Origin of the sequence: Paraburkholderia sp. SOS3 (genome assembly GCF_001922345.1) — a bacterium.
In the GTDB taxonomy this organism is placed as follows: domain Bacteria; phylum Pseudomonadota; class Gammaproteobacteria; order Burkholderiales; family Burkholderiaceae; genus Paraburkholderia.
Window position 1 is genome coordinate 3,489,445 of the sequence record NZ_CP018811.1, and the last position, 25,591, is coordinate 3,515,035.

At 64.0% G+C, this 25,591-nt stretch carries 22 protein-coding genes and 1 pseudogene; 1 reads left to right on the top strand and 22 read right to left on the bottom strand.

Annotation, left to right across the window (positions count from 1 at the left end; all coding sequences use genetic code 11):
- Positions 1-82: 82 nt before the first annotated feature.
- From BTO02_RS15605 to BTO02_RS15630, 6 genes and pseudogenes are all read right to left on the bottom strand, one after another.
- Positions 83-1,882, bottom strand: a complete 1,800-nt coding sequence (locus BTO02_RS15605) for an acyl-CoA dehydrogenase (protein ID WP_075157798.1) — start codon at positions 1,880-1,882, stop codon at positions 83-85.
- 122 nt (positions 1,883-2,004) lie between these two features.
- Positions 2,005-2,952 carry an electron transfer flavoprotein subunit alpha/FixB family protein gene (locus tag BTO02_RS15610; RefSeq protein WP_075157799.1) on the bottom strand — a complete coding sequence of 316 codons (948 nt, stop codon included), beginning with the start codon at positions 2,950-2,952 and terminating at the stop codon, positions 2,005-2,007.
- Between the two features lie 21 nt (positions 2,953-2,973).
- Positions 2,974-3,723, bottom strand: a complete 750-nt coding sequence (locus BTO02_RS15615) for an electron transfer flavoprotein subunit beta/FixA family protein (RefSeq protein ID WP_075157800.1) — start codon at positions 3,721-3,723, stop codon at positions 2,974-2,976.
- Between the two features lie 346 nt (positions 3,724-4,069).
- Positions 4,070-4,330: pseudogene (locus BTO02_RS15620) on the bottom strand (ATP-binding cassette domain-containing protein); the annotation flags it as partial.
- 199 nt (positions 4,331-4,529) lie between these two features.
- On the bottom strand, positions 4,530-5,372 hold the full coding sequence (locus tag BTO02_RS15625) for an enoyl-CoA hydratase (protein ID WP_075157801.1): 843 nt from the start codon (positions 5,370-5,372) through the stop codon (positions 4,530-4,532).
- 145 nt (positions 5,373-5,517) lie between these two features.
- Positions 5,518-6,441 carry a histone deacetylase family protein gene (locus tag BTO02_RS15630; RefSeq protein ID WP_075157802.1) on the bottom strand — a complete coding sequence of 308 codons (924 nt, stop codon included), beginning with the start codon at positions 6,439-6,441 and terminating at the stop codon, positions 5,518-5,520.
- A 646-nt stretch (positions 6,442-7,087) separates the two neighbouring features.
- Between BTO02_RS15630 and mltB the strand changes: the two genes are divergently transcribed.
- Entirely contained in the window at positions 7,088-8,356 is a 1,269-nt protein-coding gene (mltB, locus tag BTO02_RS15635; RefSeq protein WP_198039151.1) for a lytic murein transglycosylase B, read from the top strand.
- Positions 8,357-8,516: 160 nt separating this feature from the next.
- Here the strand turns inward: mltB and cysM are convergent, their stop codons facing one another.
- From cysM to BTO02_RS15715, 16 genes are all read right to left on the bottom strand, one after another.
- Positions 8,517-9,419, bottom strand: a complete 903-nt coding sequence (gene cysM, locus BTO02_RS15640) for a cysteine synthase CysM (protein ID WP_075157803.1) — start codon at positions 9,417-9,419, stop codon at positions 8,517-8,519.
- Between the two features lie 324 nt (positions 9,420-9,743).
- Positions 9,744-10,109: a ComEA family DNA-binding protein gene (locus BTO02_RS15645; RefSeq protein WP_075157804.1), complete on the bottom strand. Its 366-nt coding sequence runs from the start codon at positions 10,107-10,109 to the stop codon at positions 9,744-9,746.
- A 113-nt stretch (positions 10,110-10,222) separates the two neighbouring features.
- Complete coding sequence (gene rfaD / locus BTO02_RS15650; RefSeq protein WP_075157805.1) at positions 10,223-11,215, bottom strand: ADP-glyceromanno-heptose 6-epimerase; 993 nt, start codon at positions 11,213-11,215, stop codon at positions 10,223-10,225.
- A gap of 148 nt (positions 11,216-11,363) precedes the next feature.
- On the bottom strand, positions 11,364-12,383 hold the full coding sequence (rfaE1, locus tag BTO02_RS15655; RefSeq protein ID WP_075157806.1) for a D-glycero-beta-D-manno-heptose-7-phosphate kinase: 1,020 nt from the start codon (positions 12,381-12,383) through the stop codon (positions 11,364-11,366).
- On the bottom strand, positions 12,337-13,752 hold the full coding sequence (locus BTO02_RS15660; RefSeq protein ID WP_075157807.1) for a UDP-glucose dehydrogenase family protein: 1,416 nt from the start codon (positions 13,750-13,752) through the stop codon (positions 12,337-12,339). Before BTO02_RS15660 ends, rfaE1 begins: the two co-directional genes overlap by 47 nt.
- Before the next feature lie 157 nt (positions 13,753-13,909).
- Positions 13,910-15,085: a lipopolysaccharide assembly protein LapB gene (gene lapB / locus BTO02_RS15665; RefSeq protein ID WP_075157808.1), complete on the bottom strand. Its 1,176-nt coding sequence runs from the start codon at positions 15,083-15,085 to the stop codon at positions 13,910-13,912.
- Between the two features lie 66 nt (positions 15,086-15,151).
- A complete protein-coding gene (locus tag BTO02_RS15670; RefSeq protein WP_075157809.1) occupies positions 15,152-15,445 on the bottom strand; it encodes a LapA family protein in 294 nt (97 codons plus the stop codon).
- A 298-nt stretch (positions 15,446-15,743) separates the two neighbouring features.
- Complete coding sequence (locus BTO02_RS15675) at positions 15,744-16,076, bottom strand: integration host factor subunit beta (protein ID WP_075157810.1); 333 nt, start codon at positions 16,074-16,076, stop codon at positions 15,744-15,746.
- A gap of 22 nt (positions 16,077-16,098) precedes the next feature.
- Complete coding sequence (gene rpsA / locus BTO02_RS15680; RefSeq protein ID WP_075157811.1) at positions 16,099-17,811, bottom strand: 30S ribosomal protein S1; 1,713 nt, start codon at positions 17,809-17,811, stop codon at positions 16,099-16,101.
- A gap of 196 nt (positions 17,812-18,007) precedes the next feature.
- Entirely contained in the window at positions 18,008-18,691 is a 684-nt protein-coding gene (gene cmk, locus BTO02_RS15685) for a (d)CMP kinase (RefSeq protein WP_075157812.1), read from the bottom strand.
- Positions 18,692-18,761: 70 nt separating this feature from the next.
- On the bottom strand, positions 18,762-20,066 hold the full coding sequence (aroA, locus tag BTO02_RS15690) for a 3-phosphoshikimate 1-carboxyvinyltransferase (protein WP_075157813.1): 1,305 nt from the start codon (positions 20,064-20,066) through the stop codon (positions 18,762-18,764).
- A gap of 79 nt (positions 20,067-20,145) precedes the next feature.
- Complete coding sequence (locus tag BTO02_RS15695) at positions 20,146-21,090, bottom strand: prephenate dehydrogenase (protein WP_075157814.1); 945 nt, start codon at positions 21,088-21,090, stop codon at positions 20,146-20,148.
- A 68-nt stretch (positions 21,091-21,158) separates the two neighbouring features.
- Positions 21,159-22,271 carry a histidinol-phosphate transaminase gene (gene hisC, locus BTO02_RS15700; protein ID WP_075157815.1) on the bottom strand — a complete coding sequence of 371 codons (1,113 nt, stop codon included), beginning with the start codon at positions 22,269-22,271 and terminating at the stop codon, positions 21,159-21,161.
- A 181-nt stretch (positions 22,272-22,452) separates the two neighbouring features.
- Complete coding sequence (pheA, locus tag BTO02_RS15705) at positions 22,453-23,535, bottom strand: prephenate dehydratase (protein ID WP_075157816.1); 1,083 nt, start codon at positions 23,533-23,535, stop codon at positions 22,453-22,455.
- A 57-nt stretch (positions 23,536-23,592) separates the two neighbouring features.
- Positions 23,593-24,675, bottom strand: coding sequence for a 3-phosphoserine/phosphohydroxythreonine transaminase (serC, locus tag BTO02_RS15710; protein ID WP_075157817.1), 1,083 nt, complete (start codon positions 24,673-24,675; stop codon positions 23,593-23,595).
- A gap of 155 nt (positions 24,676-24,830) precedes the next feature.
- Complete coding sequence (locus BTO02_RS15715; protein ID WP_075157818.1) at positions 24,831-25,463, bottom strand: DUF2059 domain-containing protein; 633 nt, start codon at positions 25,461-25,463, stop codon at positions 24,831-24,833.
- Between the last annotated feature and the right edge of the window lie 128 nt (positions 25,464-25,591).

Here is a 25,591-nt window from a genome sequence, read left to right on the forward strand (position 1 = left end):
GACGGCACCTCGTTTGCATGCGAGACGCCGTCTTTTTGTCAGCCTGGCCCGTTGCCGCGCGGGCAGCCACGCCCACTTCCGATCAGAACTGATCGGCTGAAAGCCCGAGCACACCCTCGCCGCCTCGCGCGCTGACGATCGACGTTTCGAGCGCCGCTGCCTGCGGCAACACATGCTCGGCATAGAACTGCGCGGTGGCGATCTTCGCCTCGAAGAACGAGGAATCTTCGTCGCGCTTGCGTGCGGCGACGAGCATCGCACGCGCCATCTGCCAGCCGCCGAGCACGATGCCCGCGAGTTTCAGATACGGCACGCTGCCCGCGAACACCGCGTTCGGATCGTTCTTCGCATTCCAGACCACGAAATTCACCGCTGCCTGCAACGCATGATGCGCATGCGAAAGTTGCTGACGCATCGATTCGAATGCCGGGCCGCGCTGCGCGCCGAGCGCATCGATCGTTTGCGCAATCTGCGCGAGCAGCTGCTGCGCGACCGCGCCGTTATCGCGCAGCGTCTTGCGGCCGACGAGGTCGTTCGCCTGAATCGCGGTCGTGCCTTCGTAGATCGGCAGGATGCGCGCGTCGCGGTAGTACTGCGCGGCGCCCGTTTCTTCGATGAAGCCCATGCCGCCGTGCACCTGCACGCCCAGGCTCGTCACCTCGAGCGACAGCTCGGTGCTCCAGCCCTTCACGATCGGCACGAGGTATTCGTAGATCGCCTGATGATCCGCGCGCGCCGCCGCATCCCGATGCCGGCGCGCGAGATCGCAATGCGCCGCCGCGACATAGGCGAGCGCACGCGACGCTTCGGTCAGCGCGCGCATCGTCGCGAGCATGCGGCGCACGTCCGGATGATGGATGATCGCGACCGCCTCTTTCGACGAGCCGTCTACCGGGCGGCTCTGCACGCGCTCTTTCGCGTATGCGACGGCCTTCTGATACGCACGGTCCGAGATCGCGATGCCCTGCACGCCGACCGCGAAACGCGCGGCGTTCATCATGATGAACATGTACTCGAGGCCGCGATTCGCTTCGCCGATCAGATAGCCGGTGGCGCCGCCGTGGTCGCCGAACTGGAGAACAGCGGTCGGACTCGCCTTGATGCCGAGCTTGTGCTCGATCGACACGCAATGCACGTCGTTGCGGGTGCGGGCCTGCCCATTAGCGCCGTCCGTGCCGCCGACGAACTTCGGCACGATGAAAAGCGATATGCCCTTCACGCCCGCGGGCGCATCGGGCGTGCGCGCGAGCACGAGATGGACGATGTTGTCCGCCATATCGTGCTCGCCCCACGTAATGAAGATCTTCGTACCGAACAGCTTGTAGCTGCCGTCCTGCTGCGGCTCGGCGCGCGTGCGCACGAGCGCGAGGTCGGAGCCCGCCTGCGGTTCCGTGAGATTCATCGTGCCGGTCCAGACACCCGACAGCAGCTTCGGTACGTAGGCCTGCTTCTGCGCTTCGCTGCCCGCGGTCAGCAGCGCTTCGATCGCGCCGTCGGTCAGCATCGGACATAGCGCGAACGACAGGTTCGACGCGTTCAGCATTTCAAGGCAAGGTGTGGCGATCAGCTTCGGCAGGCCCTGGCCTTCGTATTCGGGCGGATGCTGGAGGCTTTGCCAGCCGCCGGCGGTGAACAGGCGAAACGCGTCGCCGAAACCGGGCGTCGTCGTGACGTTGCCATCGCGCCATGTGCTCGGATTGCGATCGCCTTCGACATTGAGCGGCGCGAGGACTTCGCCGCAAAACTTCGCCGATTCGTCGAGCACTGACCGCGCGGTGTCGGCATTCGCGTCTTCATAGCCGGGCAATGCGGCGATGTCGTCGAGTCCGGCCAGTTCCTTCATCACGAACAGCATGTCGTTGACGGGTGCCGTGTAGCTCATGTCTGTCTCCTCCCTGCACGATGAAAAAGGGGCGCCGGATCGGTGATCGCTGCGCCCCTTCGTTTCGCCTGGCGCCTGGCGTCTTACGCCCCGGCGCTATCGCTTGCGGTCGTGCCCGTCCATCAGCCGAGCTCGTTCACGAGTTCCGGCACGAGCGTGAACAGATCGCCGACGAGGCCGTAATCGGCGACGCTGAAGATCGGCGCTTCGGGATCCTTGTTGATCGCGACGATCACCTTCGAGTCCTTCATGCCCGCGAGGTGCTGGATCGCACCGGAAATGCCGACGGCCACGTACAGCTGCGGCGCGACGATCTTGCCGGTCTGTCCCACCTGATAGTCGTTCGGCACGTAGCCCGCGTCCACCGCGGCGCGCGAGGCGCCCATCGCCGCGCCAAGCCTGTCCGCCAGCGGTTCGAGCACCTTCGTGTAGTTCTCGCCGCTGCCGAGGCCGCGCCCGCCCGACACGATGATCGTCGCGCTCGTCAGTTCCGGGCGATCGAGCTTCGTCACTTCGCGGTTCACGAACTGCGAGATGCCGCGACCGGCAGCGGCCCCGATCGTTTCGATCGGCGCGTTGCCGCCTTCGGCCGCCACCGGGTCGAAGCCCGTCGCGCGCACGGTGATGACCTTGACCGGGTCCTCCGACTGCACGATCGCGATCGCGTTGCCCGCATAGATCGGCCGCTCGAACGTGTCGGGGCTGTCCACCGCCGTGATGTCGCTGATCTGCGCCACGTCGAGCTTCGCCGCGATGCGCGGCGCGATGTTCTTGCCGTAGGCGGTGGCGGGCGCAACGATGTGCGTGTAATTCCCTGCCGCACCCTGCACGAGCGCAAGCACCGTCGCCTCGACGTTTTCCGCGAGGCCTTCGGCCAGTTGCGGCGCGTCGGCCAGCAGAACCTTCGCGACGCCCGCGACTTTCGATGCGGCTTGTGCCGCGCCCTGTGCGTCGTGGCCTGCCACCAGCAGGTGAATGTCGCCGCCGATCTTCTGTGCCGCGGCTACGGTGTTCAGCGTCGCTGCCTTCAGCGACGCATTGTCATGTTCAGCAATTACCAGAGTCGTCATCTCGTGTGTCTCCGCGCGCCCTTACAGCACCTTCGCTTCGTTCTTCAGCCTCTCGACCAGCGTCTTCACGTCCGGCACCTTCACGCCGGCGCTGCGTGCGGCCGGCTCGGTGACCTTCAGCGTCTTCAGGCGCGGCCTGACGTCAACCCCGAGGTCCTCGGGCCTGAGCGTCTCGAGCGGCTTCTTCTTCGCCTTCATGATGTTGGGCAGCGTCACGTAGCGCGGCTCGTTCAGGCGCAGATCGGTGGTGACCACGGCGGGCAGCGTCAGCGTCAGCGTTTCCGCGCCGCCGTCGACCTCGCGCGCGACCGTCGCGCGGCCGTCGGCAATGGTCACCTTCGAGGCGAACGTCGCCTGCGGCAGGTCCGCGAGCGCGGCGAGCATCTGGCCGGTCTGGTTCGAATCGTCGTCGATGGCCTGCTTGCCGAGGATCACGAGTGCGGGCTTTTCCCTGTCGACGAGCGCCTTGAGCAGCTTCGCCACGGCGAGCGGCTGCAGTTCCCCGGACGACTCGATCAGGATCGCGCGGTCCGCGCCGATCGCGAGCGCCGTGCGCAGCGTTTCCTGGCACTGGGCGACGCCCGCCGACACCGCGATCACCTCGGTCGCGACGCCCGCTTCCTTCAGGCGTACCGCTTCTTCCACGGCGATCTCGTCGAACGGATTCATCGACATCTTCACGTTCGCAATGTCCACGCCCGTGTGGTCCGATTTCACGCGCACCTTCACGTTGTAATCGACCACCCTTTTGACTGGCACCAGAATTTTCATGCACACGCTCCAAAGTTACGAATACGTCAACCTGACGGACATTATAACGACAGCCCCTCGGCGCCCGGCCCACATGCAGCCGACGCCGCATCAGGCATGATGGATTTCGCGAGGACTGCATCGCCGTCAAAGGCAACGTCAATATCGAACGGTCGTACTATTCAAACCATTTAATCTCAAAAATACGCAACGCGCCAGACATGCGTTCGACCGGTGCCTCTAATCCGCGCGCTAATCCGCGGCGGGCGACGATCGCAATGCGCATCTACTGGTGGCTCAGCCGCCGCACAAGCCAATCGCCGAGCGACTGCGGAATGCCGAGGTCGCCAAGGCGTCATCACGGGCGGATCATGCCGAATTCGCGGCGCGCTTCGCGCAGGTCTCCCGCGGACATCGTGGTCAGATCGCGGCCGCCTACCACGACATTGCCCTCAGTGGGCCTCGTGAGCAGATTGATCGTGCGCACCAGCGTGGTCTTGCCGGTGCCGCTGCGGCCGACGATGCCGAATACCTCGCCCGACGGGATCGACAGACTGACGCTATGCAGCGCGTCGATCAAGCCTCGTGGGCCGGCAAAGCGCTGCAAGATATGGCGAAATTCGATCATGAAAAAACGGCGGACTATTGCCGGCGAGCGTTTTGCGTCTCGCTGCTGGCAATCTCCGCCGCTGCTTTATTTCGGATTGGACGCGCGATTTTACCGTACGCACGGCATGCCCTTTAATAATCGTTTTCGATTTTTTCATAACCGTACGGAATTTAGCGCGTTTGCGCATACTGCTTATCGGCTTATCCGTGGTCGCAGGCTAGCGGCGCCATTCAGGTGACCGCTTATCGATGAACGCCTGCACGCCCTCGAGCGCCGAGTCCATCATCATGTTGCAGGCCATCGTCTGGCCGGCGAGCTGATACGCGGCCTCGACGCCCATTTCGAGCTGACGATAGAAAAGTGCCTTGCCCACGCTCACCGCGCCGCGCGGCTTCGCGCAGATGCTCGCGGCTAGCGCCGCGACTTCGGCGTCGAGCCCGTCGAGCGGCGCGACGCGATTGACGAGGCCGTGCTGCTTCGCGGTCAGCGCATCGATGAAGTCACCGGTCAGCAGCATGTCGAGTGCGGCTTTCGGCATCACGTTGCGCGACAACGGCACCGCCGGCGTTGCGCAAAAGAGGCCGAGGTTGACCCCCGATGTCGCGAAGCGCGCGGTGTCGGCGGCCACGGCGAGGTCGCACATCGCCACCAGCTGACAGCCGGCCGCCGTCGCGATGCCGTGCACGCGCGCGATCACGGGCTGCGGTAAACGGCGGATCGTCAGCATCGTCTTCGTGCAGCGCGCGAAGAGCCATTGGTAGTAGTCGAGCGACGGCGCCGCGCGCATCTCCTTCAGATCGTGGCCCGCGCAGAACGCGCGGCCCGCGCCGGCCAGCACGACGACACGCGCATCCGATTTTTCGAGCGTGGCGAGCTGCGTATGCAGTTCGTCGAGCAGCGCCTCGGACAGCGCGTTGAATGCGGCCGGCCGGTTCAACGTCAAACGCACGACGCCGGGCGTGCCGTACGCGTCGTGCTCGACTTCGACGAGCGAGCCGTGGTCGGACCCGGTCTCGCGTTCCGGATCAGAACGCGATTGAGGCTGCGGATGGGCACTCATGATCGTCTCCGTTTGGAAGTCCGTTTGGGACTCCGTTTGGGTCTCGGATAGCGCCCTCGTCGGCGCTCTTTTATTGATCGTGTTTCTCGCTGCGGCTTGTGCTCTTCCAGCAGCGCCGTGCATATGCGGCGCGAGCAGTGCGCGCCTACAACCCCGCGAGCGCCTTCACATGCGCGACGACACTGCGCCCCAACGCCGACAGGTTATACCCGCCCTCGAGGCAACTGACGATGCGTCCTTTCGCGTACCGGTCGGCGATATGGCGAATCTGTTCGGTGATCCATGTGTAGTCGGCTTCGACGAGCCCGAGGTTGCCGAGATCGTCTTCGCGATGAGCGTCGAACCCCGCCGATATGAACAGCATCTGCGGCTTGAACTCGTGCAGCCGCGGCAACCACAGCAGATCGACGGCCTCGCGCACGACGTCGCCCTTCGAGCGCGCGGCGATCGGCACGTTGACCATATTCGGCGATGCGTTCTCGGTACCGCTGTATGGATAGAACGGATGCTGAAAGATGCTGCACATCAGCACGCGCGGGTCGCCCGTGAATGCCGCTTCGGTGCCGTTACCGTGATGCACGTCGAAGTCGATGATCGCGACGCGCTCGAGCCCATGCACGTCGAGTGCATGGCGAGCCGCGATCGCGACATTGTTGAAAAAGCAGAAGCCCATCGCGCGGGCCGGCTCCGCATGGTGGCCCGGCGGACGCACACTGCAGAATGCGTTGTCGAAGCGGCCCGCGATGACCGCGTCGGTGGCAGCGACCGCCGCGCCTGCCGCTCGCAACGCGGCTTGCAGCGAATGCGGGTTCATCGAGGTATCGGGGTCGATGGCCGCGTAGCCTTCGTGTGGCGAGGTCTGACGGATATGGTCGACGTGTGCCTGCGTGTGCACACGCAGTAAATCCGCTTCGTCCGCAAGCGGCGGCGATTCGCGCTCGATCAACGCATCGATGCGGCCTGCGATCAGCTGGTCTTCGATTGCCTGCAGGCGCGCGGGACATTCGGGATGCCAGTGCCCCATCTCATGCTTCAGACAGTCCGCGTGGGAATAGAAACCGGTTGCCATGAGTCGTCGCCGTCAGTCGTCGCGGGATTCGTTGCGCGCTTGCTGGTCGCGCTCCGAACGCGCGTGGGTTGTGTCCTTGAGTTGTGCCCGATTGTGCCCGATCGTGCCCGCGGGTTATGCCTTTGCTTGTGCCCGCGGTTGTGCCCATTCGTCGCGCTGATTTCGGCCGGTGATTTTGCGCGCCTGTTTTTCGCCTGTTTGTTGCTTGTCGTTGCCTGCCCGTTCGCCGAATACCGGCGGCGCGCCCTGGAGACGAAGTCCGGCCACATGCCGCATATCGTCAACTTACCACAGCACGCCATCGGACCGCGTACTGGACCGCGCGCTGCCCGGCCACACCCCGCCCCCATATGCGCTGCAGCAGGTGGAAGTCGCGCACGGCCGCGCGCTGCAATGTTCCTGCATCATTTTGCGCGACCGTCGTCGGGTATACTGCGCCGGATCGGTTTCGCACGCATTCGTGCAAATCGGCGCGCCTCGTCACTCATCCGTCACATCCATCCGCATCGCACACGTCGACCCCATGACCTTTCGCCCCGACTTGCCAGCCTTGCCCACCTTCCCCGCTCTGCCCGCACGACCCCGCGCACGATTCCGGCTCCGTACCACCACTCTGGGCGCCGCACTTTCCATCGTCGCATCGTGCATGTTCGCGGCAGCGGGCCCGGCCTCGGCGCAGACGTCGGGCGCAAGCCCGAGCCCGCAGCACAAGCCGCAGACTGCGCAAATAACGGTCGCGCAGGCGCAGCCGCAACAGCCGGTGCAGCAAGGGCAGACGTTCGAGGAAGAGATCATCCCGCAGCGCTACGCGAACAACGGCGATGTCGATGCGTTTATCAACGACATGGTTGCGCGCTACGATTTCGATGCGAACATGCTGCACGATCTCTTTGCGCGAGTCAGCTATTCGGCGACCGCGGTCAAGCTCGTCACGCCTGCGCCGACGCCCGCGGTGAAGAACTGGCATGCGTATCAGGCGCGCTTTCTCGACGCGGTGCGCATCAATGCGGGCGTGAAGTTCTGGCGCGCGAATCAGGCGACGCTGCAGCGCGCGTACGAGCAGTTCGGCGTGCCGCCGGAAGTCATCGTCGGGATTATCGGTGTCGAGACGATCTACGGCCGCTATATGGGCAACTTCCGCGTACTCGATGCGCTGACGACGCTGACGTTCGACTACCCGAACACGCCCAATCGCGCCGAACGCGAAGTCACGTTTCGCAAGAATCTCGCGGACTTTCTGATCTGGACACGCGACTCGCAGATCGAGCCGACTTCGGTGCGCGGCTCGTACACGGGCGCGATCGGCATTCCGCAATTCCTGCCCAGCAGCATCATTCAATATGCAGTCGACTACGACGGCGACGGCACGATCGATCTGCGCACGAGCGCGGCCGATGCGATCGGCAGCGTCGCGAACTATCTGAAGCAGCACGGCTGGGAAACGGGGCGGCCCGTCGTGTGGAATATCGCATCCGACGCCGGCAGCCTCGGCATCGCGCAGGCCGCCGCGAATGGACAGCCCGAGCCGCACTGGTCGCTCGAGCAATTGCTGCGTGCCGGCATGCTGATGAACGAGCCGTCTACGTTGAACGCAACGTCCGAAGCGGGAACGCCGGTGACGGTCGTCGATCTGCCGTCGCCGGGGCGGCCGACCGAGTATGTGCTCGGGCTCAAGAATTTCTATGTGCTGACGCGCTATAACCGTAGCTTCTTCTATGCGCTGGCCGTTTATCAGTTGGGTCAGCGCATCAAGGCGCAGGTCGCGGCGACGGGCGGCATCGATGCCAACGGCACGAATGGCACGAATGGCACGAATGGCGCCAACAGCGTGAACGGTGCGGCGGGTTCGAACGGCATGAACAACGGCACGAATGGTGTGAACGGTCGTGGTGCGCCGGCGCCTGAGATGCAATGAGGTGTTGCCTGGCGGGTTTGCGACGCACTGCGATCGAGACCCGCCGAAGTTCTGCGGGCACAAGGCAATAAAAAGCGTCGTGCAGCGGATGCACGACGCTTTTTGTTTGCCGACTCGCGGCATAGCGGACCAGTTGCCTGGCCCGCCGGCAAAACCGAACTCAGGCCGGAAACACACCCGTCGACAGATAACGATCGCCGCGATCGCAGACGATAAACACGATCGTCGCATTCTCGACTTGCCGCGCAATGCGCAACGCCACTTCGCATGCGCCGCCCGACGAGATGCCGCAGAAAAGGCCTTCAACCGATGCGAGCCGGCGCGCCATGTTTTCCGATGCAGCCTGGCTCACGTTCTCGACGCGATCGACGCGGCTGCGATCGAAGATCTTCGGCAAGTACGCTTCCGGCCATTTGCGAATGCCGGGAATCCGCGAACCTTCTTCGGGCTGCGCGCCGACGATCTGGACCTGCGCGTTCTGTTCTTTCAGATACTGCGACACGCCCATGATCGTGCCCGTCGTACCCATCGCGGATACGAAATGCGTGATCTTCCCTTCGGTATCGCGCCAGATTTCAGGGCCCGTCGCTTCGTAATGCGCAAGCGGATTGTCGGGGTTGCCGAACTGGTCGAGGATGATGCCCTTGCCTTCGCGCTGCATCTGCTCGGCAAGATCGCGCGCATATTCCATACCGCCCGTGACCGGCGTCAGCAGAAGCTCCGCGCCGTATGCGGTCATGCTCTGGCGGCGTTCGAGCGACAGGTCTTCCGGCATGATCAGCAGCATCTTGTAGCCGCGCACCGCAGCGGCCATTGCGAGCGCGATACCGGTGTTGCCGCTCGTTGCCTCGATCAGCGTGTCGCCGGGCTTGATGCGGCCGCGCAGTTCCGCTTTCCTGATCATCGAGAGCGCCGGCCGGTCCTTCACCGAGCCCGCCGGATTGTTGCCCTCGAGCTTGCCGAGCACGACATTGTTGCGGCCGCGGATTTCGTCGTCGACGACTCTCACGAGCTGTACGAGCGGCGTGTTGCCGATCGTGTCTTCAATCGTTTTGTAAGTCATATCGGTTGCGTACGGATCGTGCGCTTCTATTCTCAATGGACCGATTCTAAACCACGCTGCTTTTGCCTGCCGTCTCACCATGCCGCGCATGTGGAGACCCGGCACGCAACGCGGTGTCGCTTGCCCACGCAAAAAGCCCCGCGGCTGATGCAGCGCAACGCAAGGCATTGCGACGGCAGGCCGCGGGCGCCAGTCATCGGAAGCGACGGCTGAAGGAGTGGACGATGTCTGTCCAACCAGAAAAGAACGTGTGACCAACAGCAACGTGCGATCAAGCCTCGCGCATACGCGTGCGGCGACGCCGCACGCGTATGCGGCGGCTCGCTACTTCTTCACGACGACAGCCGCGTCGGTCTTGCCGGCAGGCGTGGTCTTCGTGTTTGCAGAAGCCGCATTCTGCGCGCCAGAAGCAGCGACAGCCGGTACGCTAGCGCCGACCGCGAGTCCCTCCGCCTGAAGGCGCTCGACCGTGTGGCCGCCCATGCCCTTGACCCGCTTCGCGAGATCGGCCCCATCCTTGAACGGACCGTGCGCTTCGCGCTCGTCGAGAATCGACCTGGCTTTCGCCGGACCGATGCCTTTGATGGTGCGCAGCGCGTCCTCATTCGCCGTATTGACGTCGACGACCGCGTACGCATGCTGACCGAATGCGGCGAGCATCGCCGCGGTAACCAGAATTTTTTTAAGCATACAAACCTCCCTGAAACAAAGACTCAACTCACGCGACTGACTCAACAGTCTTCAACAGCGGCAGGTGAAAACCGCCCACCGCTGGCGCTAGTTTAGGGAGGTCTGCGAAAGATTCACACCTGGCCGAATAGCCAGCGCACGTAACGATCGACGCCTTCCTGCACGGTCAGAAACGGCGCGTCGTAGCCGGCTGCGCGCAGCTTCGTCGGGTCGGCTTGCGTGAAGCACTGGTACTTGCCGCGCAGCGCATCGGGAAACGGCACGTACTCGATCAGCCCGCGCTGCACCTGCTCCGCGAGCGACAGTGCCGGTTCGTGCTTCAGCACGCGCAGCGTATTGACCACCGTCGACGCGATATCGTTGAACGGCTGCGCGCGTCCGGTGCCGAGATTGAAAATGCCGGACTTGTCCGGGTGATCGAAGAAGAACAGGTTGACCCTGGCGACGTCGTCGACGGAGACGAAGTCGCGCGTCTGCTGGCCGGCCGCGTAACCGTTGTACTCGCCGAACAGCTTGACCTTGCCCTCCGCGCGGAACTGGTTGAAGTTGTGGAACGCGACCGAGGCCATGCGTTCCTTGTGCGACTCGCGCGGTCCGTACACATTGAAGTAGCGAAAGCCCGCGATCTGCGTTTTTGCAGTCGGCAACACGCGGCGGATCACCTGATCGAACAGGAATTTCGAGTAGCCGTACACGTTGAGCGGCCGCTCGTACTCGCGCTCTTCGACGAAGCGGTCCGAGCCGCCGTACGTCGCCGCCGACGATGCATAGAGGAACTGAACGCCTTGCGCAAGGCACGCGTCGAGCACGGCGCGGCTATAGCGGAAATTGTTGTCCATCATGTAGCGGCCGTTGTGCTCCATCGTGTCGGAGCACGCGCCTTCGTGGAACACCGCGCGCACCTTGCCGAAGTCACCGCGCGCGAAGCGCTCGACGAATTCGGTCTTGTCGAGATAGTCGTCGATCTCGCAATCGATCAGATTCCTGAATTTGTCTGCACGCGTCAGGTTATCGACGGCGATGATCCGGTGTTCGCCACGCTCGTTGAGCGCCTTGACGATATTGCTGCCGATAAAACCGGCCGCGCCGGTGACGATGAGAGTCATGGTCGTCCCTGCCTGATGGGAGTGGATGAGATGAATGTATTGCGCCCGATCCAGGATCGGCATGCGCCGCAGCGTCTTCTCACGCTCGAGGTGATGTCGGGCGTAACAGCGAGCCGCTGCTCATTGTGGCGAGCGGCTGCGAGCGGCATCAGTGCGAGTGAAAGAGTTCGTCGTAATCGACGGTGGCGGTGCCGAGCTTGCCGACTACGATGCCGGCTGCGCGATTCGCGAGCGAAACCGCTTCGGCAAGCGGCAGACCCGCGCCCAGCATCACCGCGAGCGTCGCGATCACGGTATCGCCCGCGCCGGACACATCATACACTTCGCGTGCCACGGCCGAGGCGTGCAGTACGCCGTCGTTCGAGAACAGCGTCATGCCTTCTTCGGAACGCGTGAGCAGCAGCGCCGCGATGTCGAGTTCGGTGCGCAGCTTCGTGACGCGCGCAAGCAGGTCCGCTTCCGACTTCCAGCCGCCCACCACTTCGCGCAGTTCCGCGCGGTTCGGCGTGATCAGCGTCGCGCCGCGATAGCGTTCCCAGTCGTCGCCCTTCGGGTCGACGAGCACGGGCTTGCCCGCCGCGCGCGCTTTTTCCATCATTTTCGTCACGTGCGTCAGGCCGCCTTTCGCGTAGTCCGACATCAGGATCACGTCGTGGGCGGGCAGCAGCGCATCGAAACGCGCGAGGCCCGCGAGCAGCGCTTCGTGCGCGGGCAGGTTCTCGAAGTCGACGCGCAGCAATTGCTGCTGGCGCGACAGCACGCGCAGTTTGATCGTGGTCGGCAACGCGGGATCGCGCTCGAGATGCGGTTCGACGCCGCTGTCGCCGAGCAGTTGCACGATGCGTTCGCCGGGCTCGTCGTGTCCGACCACGCACAGGAGGCCTGCTTTCGCGCCGAGCGCCGCCACGTTGCGCGCGACGTTCGCCGCGCCGCCGAGGCGATCTTCCTGGCGCTGCACATGCACGACCGGCACCGGCGCTTCGGGCGAGATGCGGTTCACATCGCCGAACCAGTAGCGATCGAGCATCACGTCGCCGACGACCAGCACGCGCGCATGCGCGAGCTGGTCGCGCGGCACGATGCCGGCCTCGGGTACCGGCGTCGCGGTATCGAGGATGGAATCACGCACGGCTGGCGCCGCCGGTTCTGGATTCGGTTGCTGCGACATAAGGGCGTCCAATCGAGTGGTAGTCGATGCCGAGTTCGGTCATCGCCTCCGGTTCGTACAGATTGCGGCCGTCGAAGATCAACGGCGATTTCAAGGTCGATTTCAGATGGGCGAAATCCGGGCTCTTGAACTCTTTCCACTCGGTCACGACGACGAGCGCGTCCGCGCCGGTCAGCGCGTCGTCCTGCGTGCCGACGAATTGCAGACGCGCCTGCTGCTCGGGCGCATCGTGCAAGTCGATGGCGAACACACGGCGCGCTTCGTCGATCGCGACCGGATCGTAGGCGCGCACCGACGCGCCGCGCGCAAGCAGCGCCGCAATCAGGCGGCGGCTCGGCGCTTCGCGCATATCGTCGGTGTTCGGCTTGAATGCAAGTCCCCAGACCGCGAACGTGCGGCCGGACAGATCGTCGCCGAGCGACTGCGTGATCTTGCGCACGAGCACTTCCTTCTGCTCGTGGTTCACTTCCTCGACCGCTTCGAGAATGCGCAGACTGTGACCCGACTCGCTGCCGGTGCGGATCAGCGCCTGCACGTCTTTCGGGAAGCACGAGCCGCCGTAGCCGACGCCCGCATACAGGAAGTGGTAGCCGATACGCGGGTCCGAGCCGATGCCGCGCCGCACCGCGTCGATATCGGCGCCGACGCGTTCCGCGAGATTGGCCATTTCGTTCATGAACGAAATGCGCGTCGCGAGCATTGCGTTGGCCGCGTACTTCGTGAATTCAGCGGAGCGCACGTCCATGTACATCGTGCGCTCGTGGTTGCGGTTGAACGGCGCGTAGAGGCGCTTCATCAGTTCGCGCGCCTTTTCGCCGGGCACGTCGTCGTCGCTGCCGATCACGATGCGGTCGGGACGCATGAAGTCTTCGACGGCTGCGCCTTCCTTCAGGAATTCCGGGTTCGAGACGATCGAGAACGCATGCTGCAGGCTGCCCGCGAGGCCGCGTGCGGCCAGCTGCCCGCCGACCGCTTCGCGCACGCGCGCCGCGGTGCCGACCGGTACCGTCGACTTGTCGACGATCACCTTGAAACCGGTCATATGGCGGCCGATGTTGCGCGCCGCCTCGAGCACGTATTGCAGGTCCGCGGAACCGTCCTCGTCGGGCGGCGTGCCGACCGCGATGAACTGGATGTCGCCATGCCGCACGCTCGCTTCGATATCGGTCGAAAACGTAATGCGCCCCGCCGCGCGCGTGCGCGCGATGATCTCTTGCAGACCCGGCTCGTGGATCGGTACGCCGCCGCTGTTCAGGATGTCGATCTTGCGCGGATCGACGTCGAGGCAAAACACGTCGTTGCCGATTTCCGCGAGACACGCGCCTGTGACGAGGCCGACGTAACCCGTGCCGATGATGGTGACTTTCATACGCTTTCCGGTAGTGGAGTCCGGTAGTTCAGTACCGTCGCAGGTCCGGCCGGGACGCCCGGCTGTACGCCGGATGCCACCGCCCGCCCTCGTGGCTCTGCTGTTGTGGTATCTGCTTTTTTAGTTGCGCTCGACTGCTGTTTGGCCTTTCCCGGGGTCAGCTCGATGCCGTAATCGGCTCGACCCGGCGCGGCGCGTATGTTTCCCAGCCGCTGCAGCCCGGACACTGCCAGTAGAAAAGCCTCGCCCGGAAGCCACAATTCTGGCACGTATACCGTGGCAGATTTTTGGTGCGCTGACGGATCAGCGTACGCATCAGTTCGAGTTCGCTGCGCCGCGGCTCTTCGGCCTTGGCCTGCTGCGCTTCGAGCAGCCGCGTCATGCCGGCCAGGTTCGGCGACTTTTGCATCTGGGTGCGCGCAAGCGTGTGCGCGGCGTCGAGACCCCGCAGCGCCGCCACGTACTGGTAACCGACGTCGAGCAGATCGTTCGACGGGTAATCGTCGACCCATTGCGTAAGCACGTCGGCGCCCTCTTCCTGGCGGCCCAGCGCTTCGTACCCCTTCATCACTTTTTCAGCGACGAGCGGCAGGTACGCAGCGTTCTGCTCCTCGACGCGACGCCACTCGCCGATCGCCCTTTCGTGTGCGCCGGCCGCCGCGGCGACGTCCCCGAACAGGATCGTCGCACGCACGTTCTGCGGATTGGCGCGCAGCGCGAGGTCGAGCTGGCGCTGCGCTTCGTCGGGCTTCTTCTGCTGCAGCGCCTCCTGCGCCAGCTCGCAGTGGAACTGCGCAATCTCCTTGCCAAGCGGCTCCGTGCCCATCGTTTCGAGCCGCTGGGCGGTCTCGATCGACTTGTGCCAGTCCTTTTCGATCTCGTAGATCGTGAGCAGTGCGCGTTGCGCGCCGAGTGCGTGATCGCCGGTTTCGAGCATCCGGAACGTTTCCTCGGCACGATCGAGCAGACCCGCCTTCAGGAAGTCCTGGCCCAGTTCGTACAACGCGTGATCGCGTTCGGCGACCGGCAGATCGGAGCGGTTCAGCAGATTCTGATGCACGCGGATCGCGCGGTCCGTCTCGCCACGGCGCCGGAACAGGTTGCCGAGCGCGAAATGCAGTTCGATCGTTTCCGGATCGAGCTTGACGACCTCGATAAACGCATCGATCGCCTGGTCCGGCTGTTCGTTCAGCAGAAAATTCAGGCCGCGGAAATACGAGCGCGGCAGGTTTGCGCTTTCGGACAACAGCGCCTTGAGGTCATAACGCGCCGCAATCCAGCCGAACGCGAACGCGACGGGAATGACGAGCAGCCACCAGAAGTCAAGATCCATGCGATATGAGCGGAAATGCGCAAAATGCGTAAGTTGCGCCAGGCATCGGGCGCAACGCGGGAATGCTTAAATCAGCGGCGGCAACGGCGGTTCCTCGACGACGACCGGCGCTTCGCGTGCGACGCGCAACTCGCGCTTGAGCCGGCCGTTTTCGAGCCGCAAGCGGAACACGCCCGGCAACGCCGAGACGAGCCCTGCCACCAGGCCGACGCCGAAGAACGCGAGGCCGATCAGAATCAACGGCGCCTGCCATGCGTAACCGGCGAGGAAATTCAGCGTGGCAGGCTGCGTGTTGGACAGTGCGAGCACCAGCAGCAGCACGAACACCAGCACGCGGATCAACCAGACGATAAATTTCATTTGTGTATCTCTTGACGACGGTTGCGGGAAGGACGCCGGCCTGATGACGCATCGCGCCACGGTGTTTGCCCGCGCCGAAGTGCCCCGTATTGTAAATGAAGCCCCTGCCTGTGGGCGCAAGCTCGCTCGGCGGGGGAAATCGGGGTTTCGGCTGCGCCGGGGTCACGACAACGGACTCGCGCAACCGCACACGAAAGACTCGCGCAAAGCGCGCGCATGCAGCGACGAATTGCGCGGACGAAAAAAAAGCGCCGTAGGGCGCTTTCTGGTCTTTGCCGTTTGGCCGTGCCAGGGCAACTTACTGATCGTCGTCCGACACGTCAGCTGCGCCGGCCTTCAACGGTTCGCCGGCACGCCGGTCGACCCGTTCACGCAATTCCTTGCCGGGCTTGAAGTGCGGCACGTACTTCTCGGGCACCAGCACTTTTTCCCCCGACTTCGGGTTGCGCCCGACTCGCGACGGGCGGCGATTGAGGCCGAAGCTGCCGAAGCCGCGAATTTCGATGCGATGGCCGTTGGCGAGAGCCTCCGACATCGCATCGAGCATCGTCTTCACCGCGAAATCCGCATCTTTCAAAACAAGCTGCGGAAATCGCGTAGCCAGCTGGGCGACCAATTCCGATTTGGTCATTCTGCAGCAGACCTCTTAAGGCTTACTGGTTCTGGCCGTCGAGCTTGGCCTTCAGGAGCGCGCCGAGGTTCGTCGTACCGCTTGCGGCCGCGCTCGTCTCGGCCTGCAGGCCGCGCATCGCTTCCTGCTGTTCCGCCGAATCCTTCGCCTTGATCGACAGGTTGATGCCACGCGACTTGCGATCGATGTTGATGATCATCGCGTTGACCTTGTCGCCTTCCTTCAGCACGTTGCGCGCATCTTCGACGCGGTCTTGTGCGATTTCCGAAGCGCGCAGGTAACCTTCGACGTCCACGCCGAGCGTGACGACCGCGCCCTTAGCGTCCACCGCCTTCACCACGCCGTCGACGATCGAACCCTTGTCGTTCATCGCAACGAAGTTGCTGAACGGGTCGCCTTCGAGCTGCTTGATACCGAGCGAAATGCGTTCCTTCTCGACGTCGATGCCGAGCACGACCGCTTCCACTTCGTCGCCCTTCTTGTACTTGCGAACCGCTTCTTCGCCGCTTTCGCTCCACGACAGATCCGACAGGTGAACCAGACCGTCGATGCCGCCGGGCAGACCGATGAACACGCCGAAGTCGGTGATCGACTTGATCGCGCCCTGAATCTTGTCGCCCTTCTTGAAGTTGCGGCTGAAGTCATCCCACGGATTCGGCTTGCACTGCTTCATGCCGAGGCTGATACGGCGGCGGTCTTCGTCGATCTCGAGAACCATGACTTCGACTTCGTCGCCCAGCTGCACGACCTTCGACGGCGCAACGTTCTTGTTGGTCCAGTCCATTTCCGACACGTGGACGAGGCCTTCGATACCCGATTCGACTTCGACGAACGCGCCGTAGTCGGTGATGTTCGTGACCTTGCCGAACAGGCGCGTGCCCGACGGGTAACGGCGCGAGATGCCTTCCCACGGATCGTCGCCGAGCTGCTTGATGCCGAGCGAAACGCGGTTCTTTTCCTGGTCGAACTTGAGGATCTTCGCCGTGACTTCCTGGCCAACCGACAGCACTTCGCTCGGGTGACGCACGCGACGCCATGCGATGTCGGTGATGTGCAGCAGGCCGTCGATACCGCCGAGGTCTACGAACGCGCCGTAGTCGGTGATGTTCTTGACCACGCCTTCGACGATTGCGCCTTCCTTCAGCGTTTCGAGCAGCTTCGCGCGCTCTTCGCCTTGCGTCGCCTCGATGACGGCGCGGCGCGACAGCACGACGTTGTTACGCTTGCGATCGAGCTTGATGACGCGGAATTCGAGCGTTTTGCCTTCGTACGGCGTGGTGTCCTTGACCGGACGCGTGTCGACGAGCGAACCCGGCAGGAACGCGCGGATGCCGTTGACCATCACGGTCATGCCGCCCTTGACCTTGCCCGTGATCGTGCCGGTCACGAGTTCGTTGTTGTCGAGCGCCTTTTCCAGCGACAGCCACGAAGCGAGACGCTTGGCCTTGTCGCGCGACAGGATCGTGTCGCCATAGCCGTTTTCGAGTGCGTCGATCGCGACGGAAACGAAGTCGCCCGCCTGCACTTCTACCTCGCCCGCGTCATTGAGGAACTCTTCGAGCGGGATGTAGGCTTCGGACTTCAGACCAGCGTTGACGACCACGAAGTTGTGGTCCACACGCACGACTTCGGCCGAAATCACTTCGCCGGCGCGCATGTCTTGCTTGGTCAGCGACTCTTCGAACAGAGCCGCAAAAGATTCGGTATTCGGGGTAGAGGTTTGCAGGTCGGACATAAAAATCTGAATTGGTATGGCTTTCGCGGCGCCCGGCCGGTCTTGCTAGCGAGATCCGGCAAATAACTGGCAACTGCGGCAGATCCGGAGGCCACACGGGGTTAAAAGGTTAATACACGTTCCGCCATGCGGGCGGAACACCGGCTTCTTGCTGCTTTGCTACGGATTGCTTTTACGTCTTGCTTTACGGTTTGAATCACACCTTGACGCCAGCCCGGAACCACTGCACCACCTGATCGACCGCTTCGTCGATCGACAGCGTGGAGGTATCGAGGAGCTTCGCATCGGCTGCAGGCTTGAGCGGCGCGGCGGTGCGCTTGCTGTCGCGCTCGTCGCGTTCGCGCAAATCCCGAAGCAAGTCATCCATATTAGCAGAAAAACCTTTTTGGATCAATTGCTTATGCCGACGTGCGGCGCGCGCCTCGACGCTCGCCGTCAGAAACACTTTCAAACCCGCATCGGGAAAGATCACGGTGCCCATATCGCGGCCGTCTGCGACGAGCCCGGGCACCTTGCGAAACGCGCGCTGCCGCGCCACGAGCGCGGCCCGTACCGGCGCGTGAATCGCAATCGCCGACGCGCGGTTGCCGATTTCTTCAGCGCGAATCTCGGATGAGACGTCGACGCCGTCGAGTTGTGCAATGCCTTCGCGGAACGTGATGTGAAGATCGTCGATCAGTTTTGCAAGGGACTCGGCGTCGTCGGGCGCGATCGCGTAACGAATGCTCGCGAGCGCGGCCAGCCGGTACAGCGCGCCGCTATCGAGCAGGTGGAAGCCGAGCTGGGCGGCGACGAGGGCGGCCACGGTGCCTTTGCCGGAGGCAGTCGGGCCGTCGATCGTAATGACGGGCGTCTGGTGAAAGGGACGGGTCGGTTTCATCTAATGTAATAGTCAGTCGCGCGTCGGAGCAGGAGGGACCACGATTGTCCCGGCGAAAATTATCGCGAAGTTACGGCTGGGCGAGCGCGGCGAAGCGCTCGAAATAGTCGGGGAACGTCTTCGCGACGCACTTCGGGTCGTTGATCCGCACCGGCACCCCGCCGAGGCTCACGAGCGAAAAGCACATCGCCATCCGGTGATCGTCATAAGTATCGATAGCGGCGTTCGGCGTCAGTTTCGCCGGCGGCACGACGACGAGGTAGTCATCGCCCTCGGTGACCTTCGCGCCGACCTTGCGCAGTTCGGTTGCCATCGCCGCGAGCCGGTCCGTTTCCTTCACGCGCCAGCTTGCGATATTTCGAAGGGTCGTGGCGCCGTCGGCGAACAGCGCGGCAACGGCGACGGTCATCGCCGCGTCCGGGATCAGATTGAAGTCCATATCGATGGGATCGAGCTTGCCATCGTCGCGGCCGACGCCGCGCACCTCGATCCAGTCGTCGCCCATCAGCACGTTCGCGCCCATGCGGTTCAGCGCTTCGGCAAAGCCGATGTCGCCCTGGATGCTCGCGCGCCCGACGCCTTCGACGCGCAGCGGGCCGCCGCCGAGCACGCCGGCAGCGAGAAAATACGATGCCGACGACGCGTCGCCTTCGACCATGATCGTGCCCGGCGACTGGTAGCGCGCACCGGCCGGCACCGTGAACCGATGCCAGCCATCGCGCTGAACCTCGATGCCGAAGCGCGCCATCAGCTTCATCGTGATCTCGATATACGGCTTCGAAATCAGCTCGCCGTCGATCTCGACCACCGTCACGCCGCTTTCGCTGCGCACGAGCGGCAGCGTCATCAGCAGCGCGGTCAGGAACTGGCTCGACACGTCGCCGCGCACGCGGATCGGCGCATCGACGGCGATCCGCGAGGGGCGGATGCGCAGCGGCGGATATCCTTCGTTCTCTTCGTATTCGATATTCGCGCCGATCTGCCGCAGGCCGTCGACGAGGTCGCCGATCGGCCGCTCATGCATGCGCGGCACGCCGTGCACGCGGTAATCGCCGCCGTTCACCGCAAGCGCGGCCGTCAGCGGGCGCACCGCCGTGCCCGCGTTGCCGAGAAAAAGGTCGGCGTTTCTCGCCGTGAACGCGCCGCGTGTGCCGCTCACGACGCAAACGTCGCCGTCGCGCTTGAGCTTCACGCCGAGCCTTTCGAGCGCGGCGATCATCACGCGCGTGTCGTCCGAGTCGAGCAGGTTCGTGATCGTCGTGTCGCCTTCGGCGAGCGCCGCGAGCAGCAGCACGCGGTTAGAAATGCTCTTCGAGCCGGGCAAACGAATCGTGCCGGACGCGCGGGAAAACGGTCCGAGATCGAGGTAGTCCATGATGGTGGTCCAGTTTTCTGTTATTTCGACGCTAATTCAGCGCTCGTTTCGACGGCTCATTGCAACGCTTGTCGGGCGCTCATTTCGACGCTTCGTCAGCGCTGCCGGCCGCCGGCCGCGCCGCACGGTGCTGCCAGTCGGCGCGCGCCGCGCGCGAGCGCGCGAACACGGCTTCGAGCGACGCGCCATCGCCCGTTTCGATCGCCGCGCGCAACGCGGCGAGAACCGCAGTGTAGCTGTCGATTTCCTCGAGCAGCGCAGCGCGGTTCGCGATGCAGATGTCGCGCCACATTTCGGGGTTCGACGCGGCGATGCGCGTGAAGTCGCGAAAACCGCCCGACGCGAACGCGAAGCGCAGCGCGGCGTCCTGCGATTGCAGAATCTGCTCGACGTAAGCGAACGCGAGCACATGCGGCAGGTGGCTCACCGACGCAAGCACGCGGTCGTGCTGCGGCGGCGCCATTTCATGGACGGTTGCGCCTGTTGCGCGCCACATATCGGCAATGCGGTCAACCGAAGCCTTCGCGTTTTCGGGCAGCGGACACAGCACGACGTTACGGTCCACATAAAGATCGGGCAAGGCCGCTTCGACACCGCTCGCTTCGCGGCCCGCGACCGGATGCCCCGGCACGAACTGCGCAACGCGCCCGCCAAGCGCCGCGCGCGCGGCCGCGACGACATCCGCTTTCGTGCTGCCGGCGTCCGTGACGATCGTCGTCGCGTCGAGGAACGGCGCGATGCGCTCGAGCAGCGGCCGCGTCTGGGCGACCGGCGCGGCGAGCAGCACGATGTCTGCACCGGCGAGCGCAGCGGCCAGCGCGCGCTCGTCGTCGAGCGCTGCCGCGCCGTCGATCACGCCGAGTTCGAGCGCCCGCGCGCTCGACGCTGACGTGCGGCCCACGCCGATCACCGTGCGCGCGCCGCCCGCGTTGCTGCTGCCGCGCTCGCGCAGCGCACGCGCCAGCGATCCGCCGATCAGGCCGACGCCGAAAATCACCAGTTTGTCAAAAGAGAACGCAGCCACTTGGAGTCGGATAAAAAAGCGCGCCGCCGAGTTTCGAAGCAGCCGGCGCGCGGATCGGAGTCAAGCGCTCAGACGGAAGCAAGCGTCTTTTCGAGCGCCGCGAGAAAGGCTTCGTTTTCTTCGGGAAGACCGACCGTTACGCGCAGCCATTGCGGCAAACCGTAGCTGCCGACCGGGCGCACGATCACGCCCTGTTTGAGCAGTTCCAGATTGACGCGATCGCCCGCGGCATCTTCATTGCCGACGCGCACGAGCACGAAATTCCCGTGCGACGGCACGTACTCGAGGCCCAGTCTGTCGAAAGCTTCCGTGAGGCGCCGGTAGCCCGCCGCGTTGAGCGCCGCGCTCTTTTCGAGGAACGGCTTGTCGTTGAGCGCCGCCACCGCCGCGGCCTGTGCAAGCGTATTGACGTTGAATGGCTGACGCAGGCGGTTCAGCAGATCCGTCAATTCGGGCTGCGCGATCGCGAAACCGACGCGCAAGCCCGCAAGGCCGAACGCCTTCGAGAACGTACGCGACACGAGCAGGTTCGGATAGCGGCGCACCCATCCGATCGAGTCATAGCGCTTCTGCGCCGACAGGTATTCCGTATAAGCCTCGTCGAGCACGACGACGACATGGCGCGGCACCTTGTCGAGAAACGCCTCGAGCGTCGGACCGTCGACGAAGGTGCCGGTCGGGTTGTTCGGGTTCGCGATGAACACGAGGCGCGTATCGTCGGCAAGCGCGGCAAGCATCGCGTTCAGATCGTGGCCGTACGCGACTGCCGGCACGACGATCGCGCGCGCGCCGAGGCCCTGCGTCGCGAGTGCATAGACGGCGAACGAATATTGCGAGTAGACGACCGACTGGTTCTTTTCGACGAACGCATGCGCGGCGAGTTCGAGAATGTCGTTGCTGCCGTTGCCGAGCGTGACCCATTCGGCCGGCACGCCGTAATACGCGGACAGCGCTTCTTTCAGTTCGAACGCGTTCGAATCGGGGTAACGGCCGAGCTCGCTCGCTGCCTGCGCCATCGCGCGCTGCGCGGACTCGGGCATGCCGAGCGGGTTTTCATTCGACGCGAGCTTGACGATGCGCGCTTCGTCGAGACCGAACTGGCGCGCCACTTCCGAAATCGGCTTGCCGGCGACGTAAGGCGCAATCGCACGCACGTAAGAAGGGCCGTAGGTCGTAGTCATGTTGTATCTCCGGTCGACGGGTCGACTCTGTATAAGGGTGAGGCGTGGGCGCCTTCGTGGTGTGTCGGGCCCGCTGGCGCCGCATCGGCGATTGCACCGCCGGTGAATCTGCCGGCGAATGAGCCGGCCGATTCACCGGCAGATGCGCTGCCGATACAGCGGCGCGCGAAGCGTGAGCCGTTTAACGCGCGCGCGGATACGAGCCCAGAATTTTGAGGAACGCCGCTTTCTGATCGAGCTCGACGAGCGCCGCCGACACCGACGGATCGTCGCGATGGCCTTCGAGATCGATATAGAAGTAGTACTCCCACGTGCCGACGCGCGCCGGACGCGACTCGAATCGCGTCATCGACACGCCGTGACGCGCGAGCGGCTCGAGCAGCTTGAACATCGCGCCCGGCTCATTCGCCACCGATACGATCAGCGATGTCTTGTCGTAGCCGCTCGCCCCCGACGGCTCTTTGCCGATCATCACGAAGCGGGTACGGTTGTGCGGGTCGTCCTGGATCAGCGAGTACGCGATCTGCAGGCCGTATTGCGTGGCCGCGCGGTCGCCGGCGATCGCGGCGACGGTCGGGTCCGCCGCCGCGAGCCGCGCGCCTTCCGCGTTGCTCGACACGGCCTGGCGCTCGAGATGCGGCGCATGGGCGGACAGCCAGCGTTGACATTGCGCAAGCGCCTGCGGATGCGCGCATACGCGTTTGATGCCGGTCAGAGCGCCGCTTAGCGTCATCAGATTGTGGTGAATCGGCAGCGCCAGTTCGCCGCCGATCAGCAACTGCGTTTCGAGCAGCAGATCGAGCGTGCGCGACACCGCGCCTTCGGTCGAGTTCTCGATCGGCACGACGCCGAATTCCGCGGCGCCGGCTTCGACCGAGCGGAACACTTCGTCGATCGACGCACACGCGAGCCCTTCGATCGACTGACCGAAGTACGCGTGCATCGCCTGTTCGCTATAGGTGCCGATCGGGCCGAGAAACGCGACCTGAATGTTCTTTTCGAGCGCGCGGCTCGCGGCCATGATCTCGCGCCAGATCGCGCTGATGTGATCGCTCCCGAGCGGGCCGTCGCTCATCTCCTGCAGCCGCGCGATCACCTGCTGCTCGCGCTCCGGGCGGAACACCGGTGCGTTGAAATGCTTCTTGACCTCGCCCACTTCGAGCGCGACCGCCGCGCGCTGATTGAGCAGCGCGATCAGCTGCGCGTCGAGCGCATCGATGCGCTCACGCAGCGGTTTGAGTCGTGAATTAAGTTCGTCGTCCATGCTAGTGACTTGCCACGGCTGTATCGTCCCATGCGTGCGCGAAAACCGGTTCTTCGGTCACGCGCTCTTCCGTTCAAACTCTTTCATGTACTCGACGAGCGCCTTGACGCCTTCGAGCGGCACCGCGTTGTAGATCGACGCCCGCATGCCGCCGACGGACTTGTGGCCCTTCAGCTGCAGGAGCCCCCGCGCCTTCGCGCCGGCCAGAAATGCTTCGTTGCGCGACTCGTCGGCGAGGAAGAACGGTACGTTCATCCGCGACCGCGCGCCGTGCTCGACCTTGTTCAGATAGAAGCTGCTCGTGTCGATCGTGTCGTACAGCAGCTTCGCCTTTTCGACGTTGCGCGCCTCGATCGCGCTCAGGCCGCCGAGCTTTTTCAGCCACTTGAAGACGAGCCCGGCGATATAGATCGCGTAGGTCGGCGGCGTGTTGTACATCGAATTGTTGAGCGCGACGGTCTTCCATTCGAACGCCGACGGACAGATCGGCATCGCGCGATCGAGCAGGTCTTCGCGGACGATCACGACCGTCACGCCCGCGATGCCGATATTCTTCTGCGCGCCGCCGAACAGCACGCCGTATTTCGCGACGTCCATCGGGCGCGACAGGATGTGCGACGACGCATCGGCGACGAGCGGGATGTCGCCGAGATCGGGGATGTCGAACGTTTCGACGCCGTGAATCGTTTCGTTCGTGCACAGATGCACGTAAGCGGGATCGTCGGACAGCTGCCATTCGGCGCGGGCGGGCGCGCGCGTATAACCATCGGCCGTTTGACCGCTCGCGGCGAGGTGCGCGCTGCCGTACTTCTTCGCTTCGTTGAGCGACTTTTGCGACCACGAACCGGTCACGACGAAATCGGCGCGCGGCTTCGTGCCGAACAGATTCATCGGCACGATCGCGTTTTCACCGATGCCGCCGCCTTGCAGGAACAGGATCTGATGGCTCGACGGAATCGCAAGCAACTCGCGCAGGTCGGCGAGCGCCTCTTCGTGGATCGACATGAACTCCTTGCCGCGATGGCTCATTTCCATCACGCTCATGCCACTGCCGTGCCAGTCGAGCATTTCGTCGGCCGCTTGACGCAGCACTTCTTCGGGCAAGGCGGCGGGGCCGGCGGAGAAATTGAAGACGCGCATCGTGAGAGTTCCGGAAGCGGGCGCGCGGAGCATAAGAAGACCGGAATTGCGCCCAAAAAGAGAATGGCCGTCTGCGCGCTCGCGCAAACGGCCATTATCGCATCGACGCCGGGAACCCGCCATGCCGGCGGCCCGACCTCAGCCGAGCTTACGGCTTACTTGGCGCCCGGCTTGGCCGTGGAGACCGATGCGACTTCCTTGTCCGCCTGATCGCGCGTTGCCTTGATCGATTGCGGCATGTACTTCTGCATCAGGCCGTTCACGACGTCGCGGCCGACCTGGTCTTGCACCTGGATGAACTTGCGGCCCGTCGGGCTCTTGTAAAACGCGGTCAGGTCGTTGATTTCCGCCGTCGAGTAGTACTTCGCGTACGCGTCGTACTGCGCCTGCATTGCGTCCTGACGGAACGAGTCGGTCGCGAACACCTGGCCCGCGGAATCGACGAGCTTCGGCACGGCGTTCTTTTGCAGCGTCGGTACCGATGCCTGCTTCTGCTTGTCCGTCATCGTCTTGTTTTCGGACAGCGCGTCCGACAGGATCGCCGGCACGAGCTGCTTTGCCTGCATCTGCGCGCTGTTGCCGATCGCTCCGACGAGCTTTTGCGCGTCGATTGCGTCAAGCAGGTTCTTGATCGCGGCCTGCTTGGCCGGATCGATCGGCGCAGCTGCCGGCGCTGCGGGAGCGGCGGCGCCGGGCGCGGCCGGCTGCTGATTCTGCAGCGCCTGGGCCATCGCGAAGGTCGGCACGAAAGCGGCCAGCATCATCCACAGTTTGAATCGTTTTTGCATCACTACTCCCTGAAAGAAATGGGTTACATGCCCGCCGCGCGGACCGCGCATCGGCCCATCCGATGCGCGGGCTCACGCCCGTGCGGTTCATACTCGTTACGAGGAAAGCATCAGTGCAGGTCAGACCG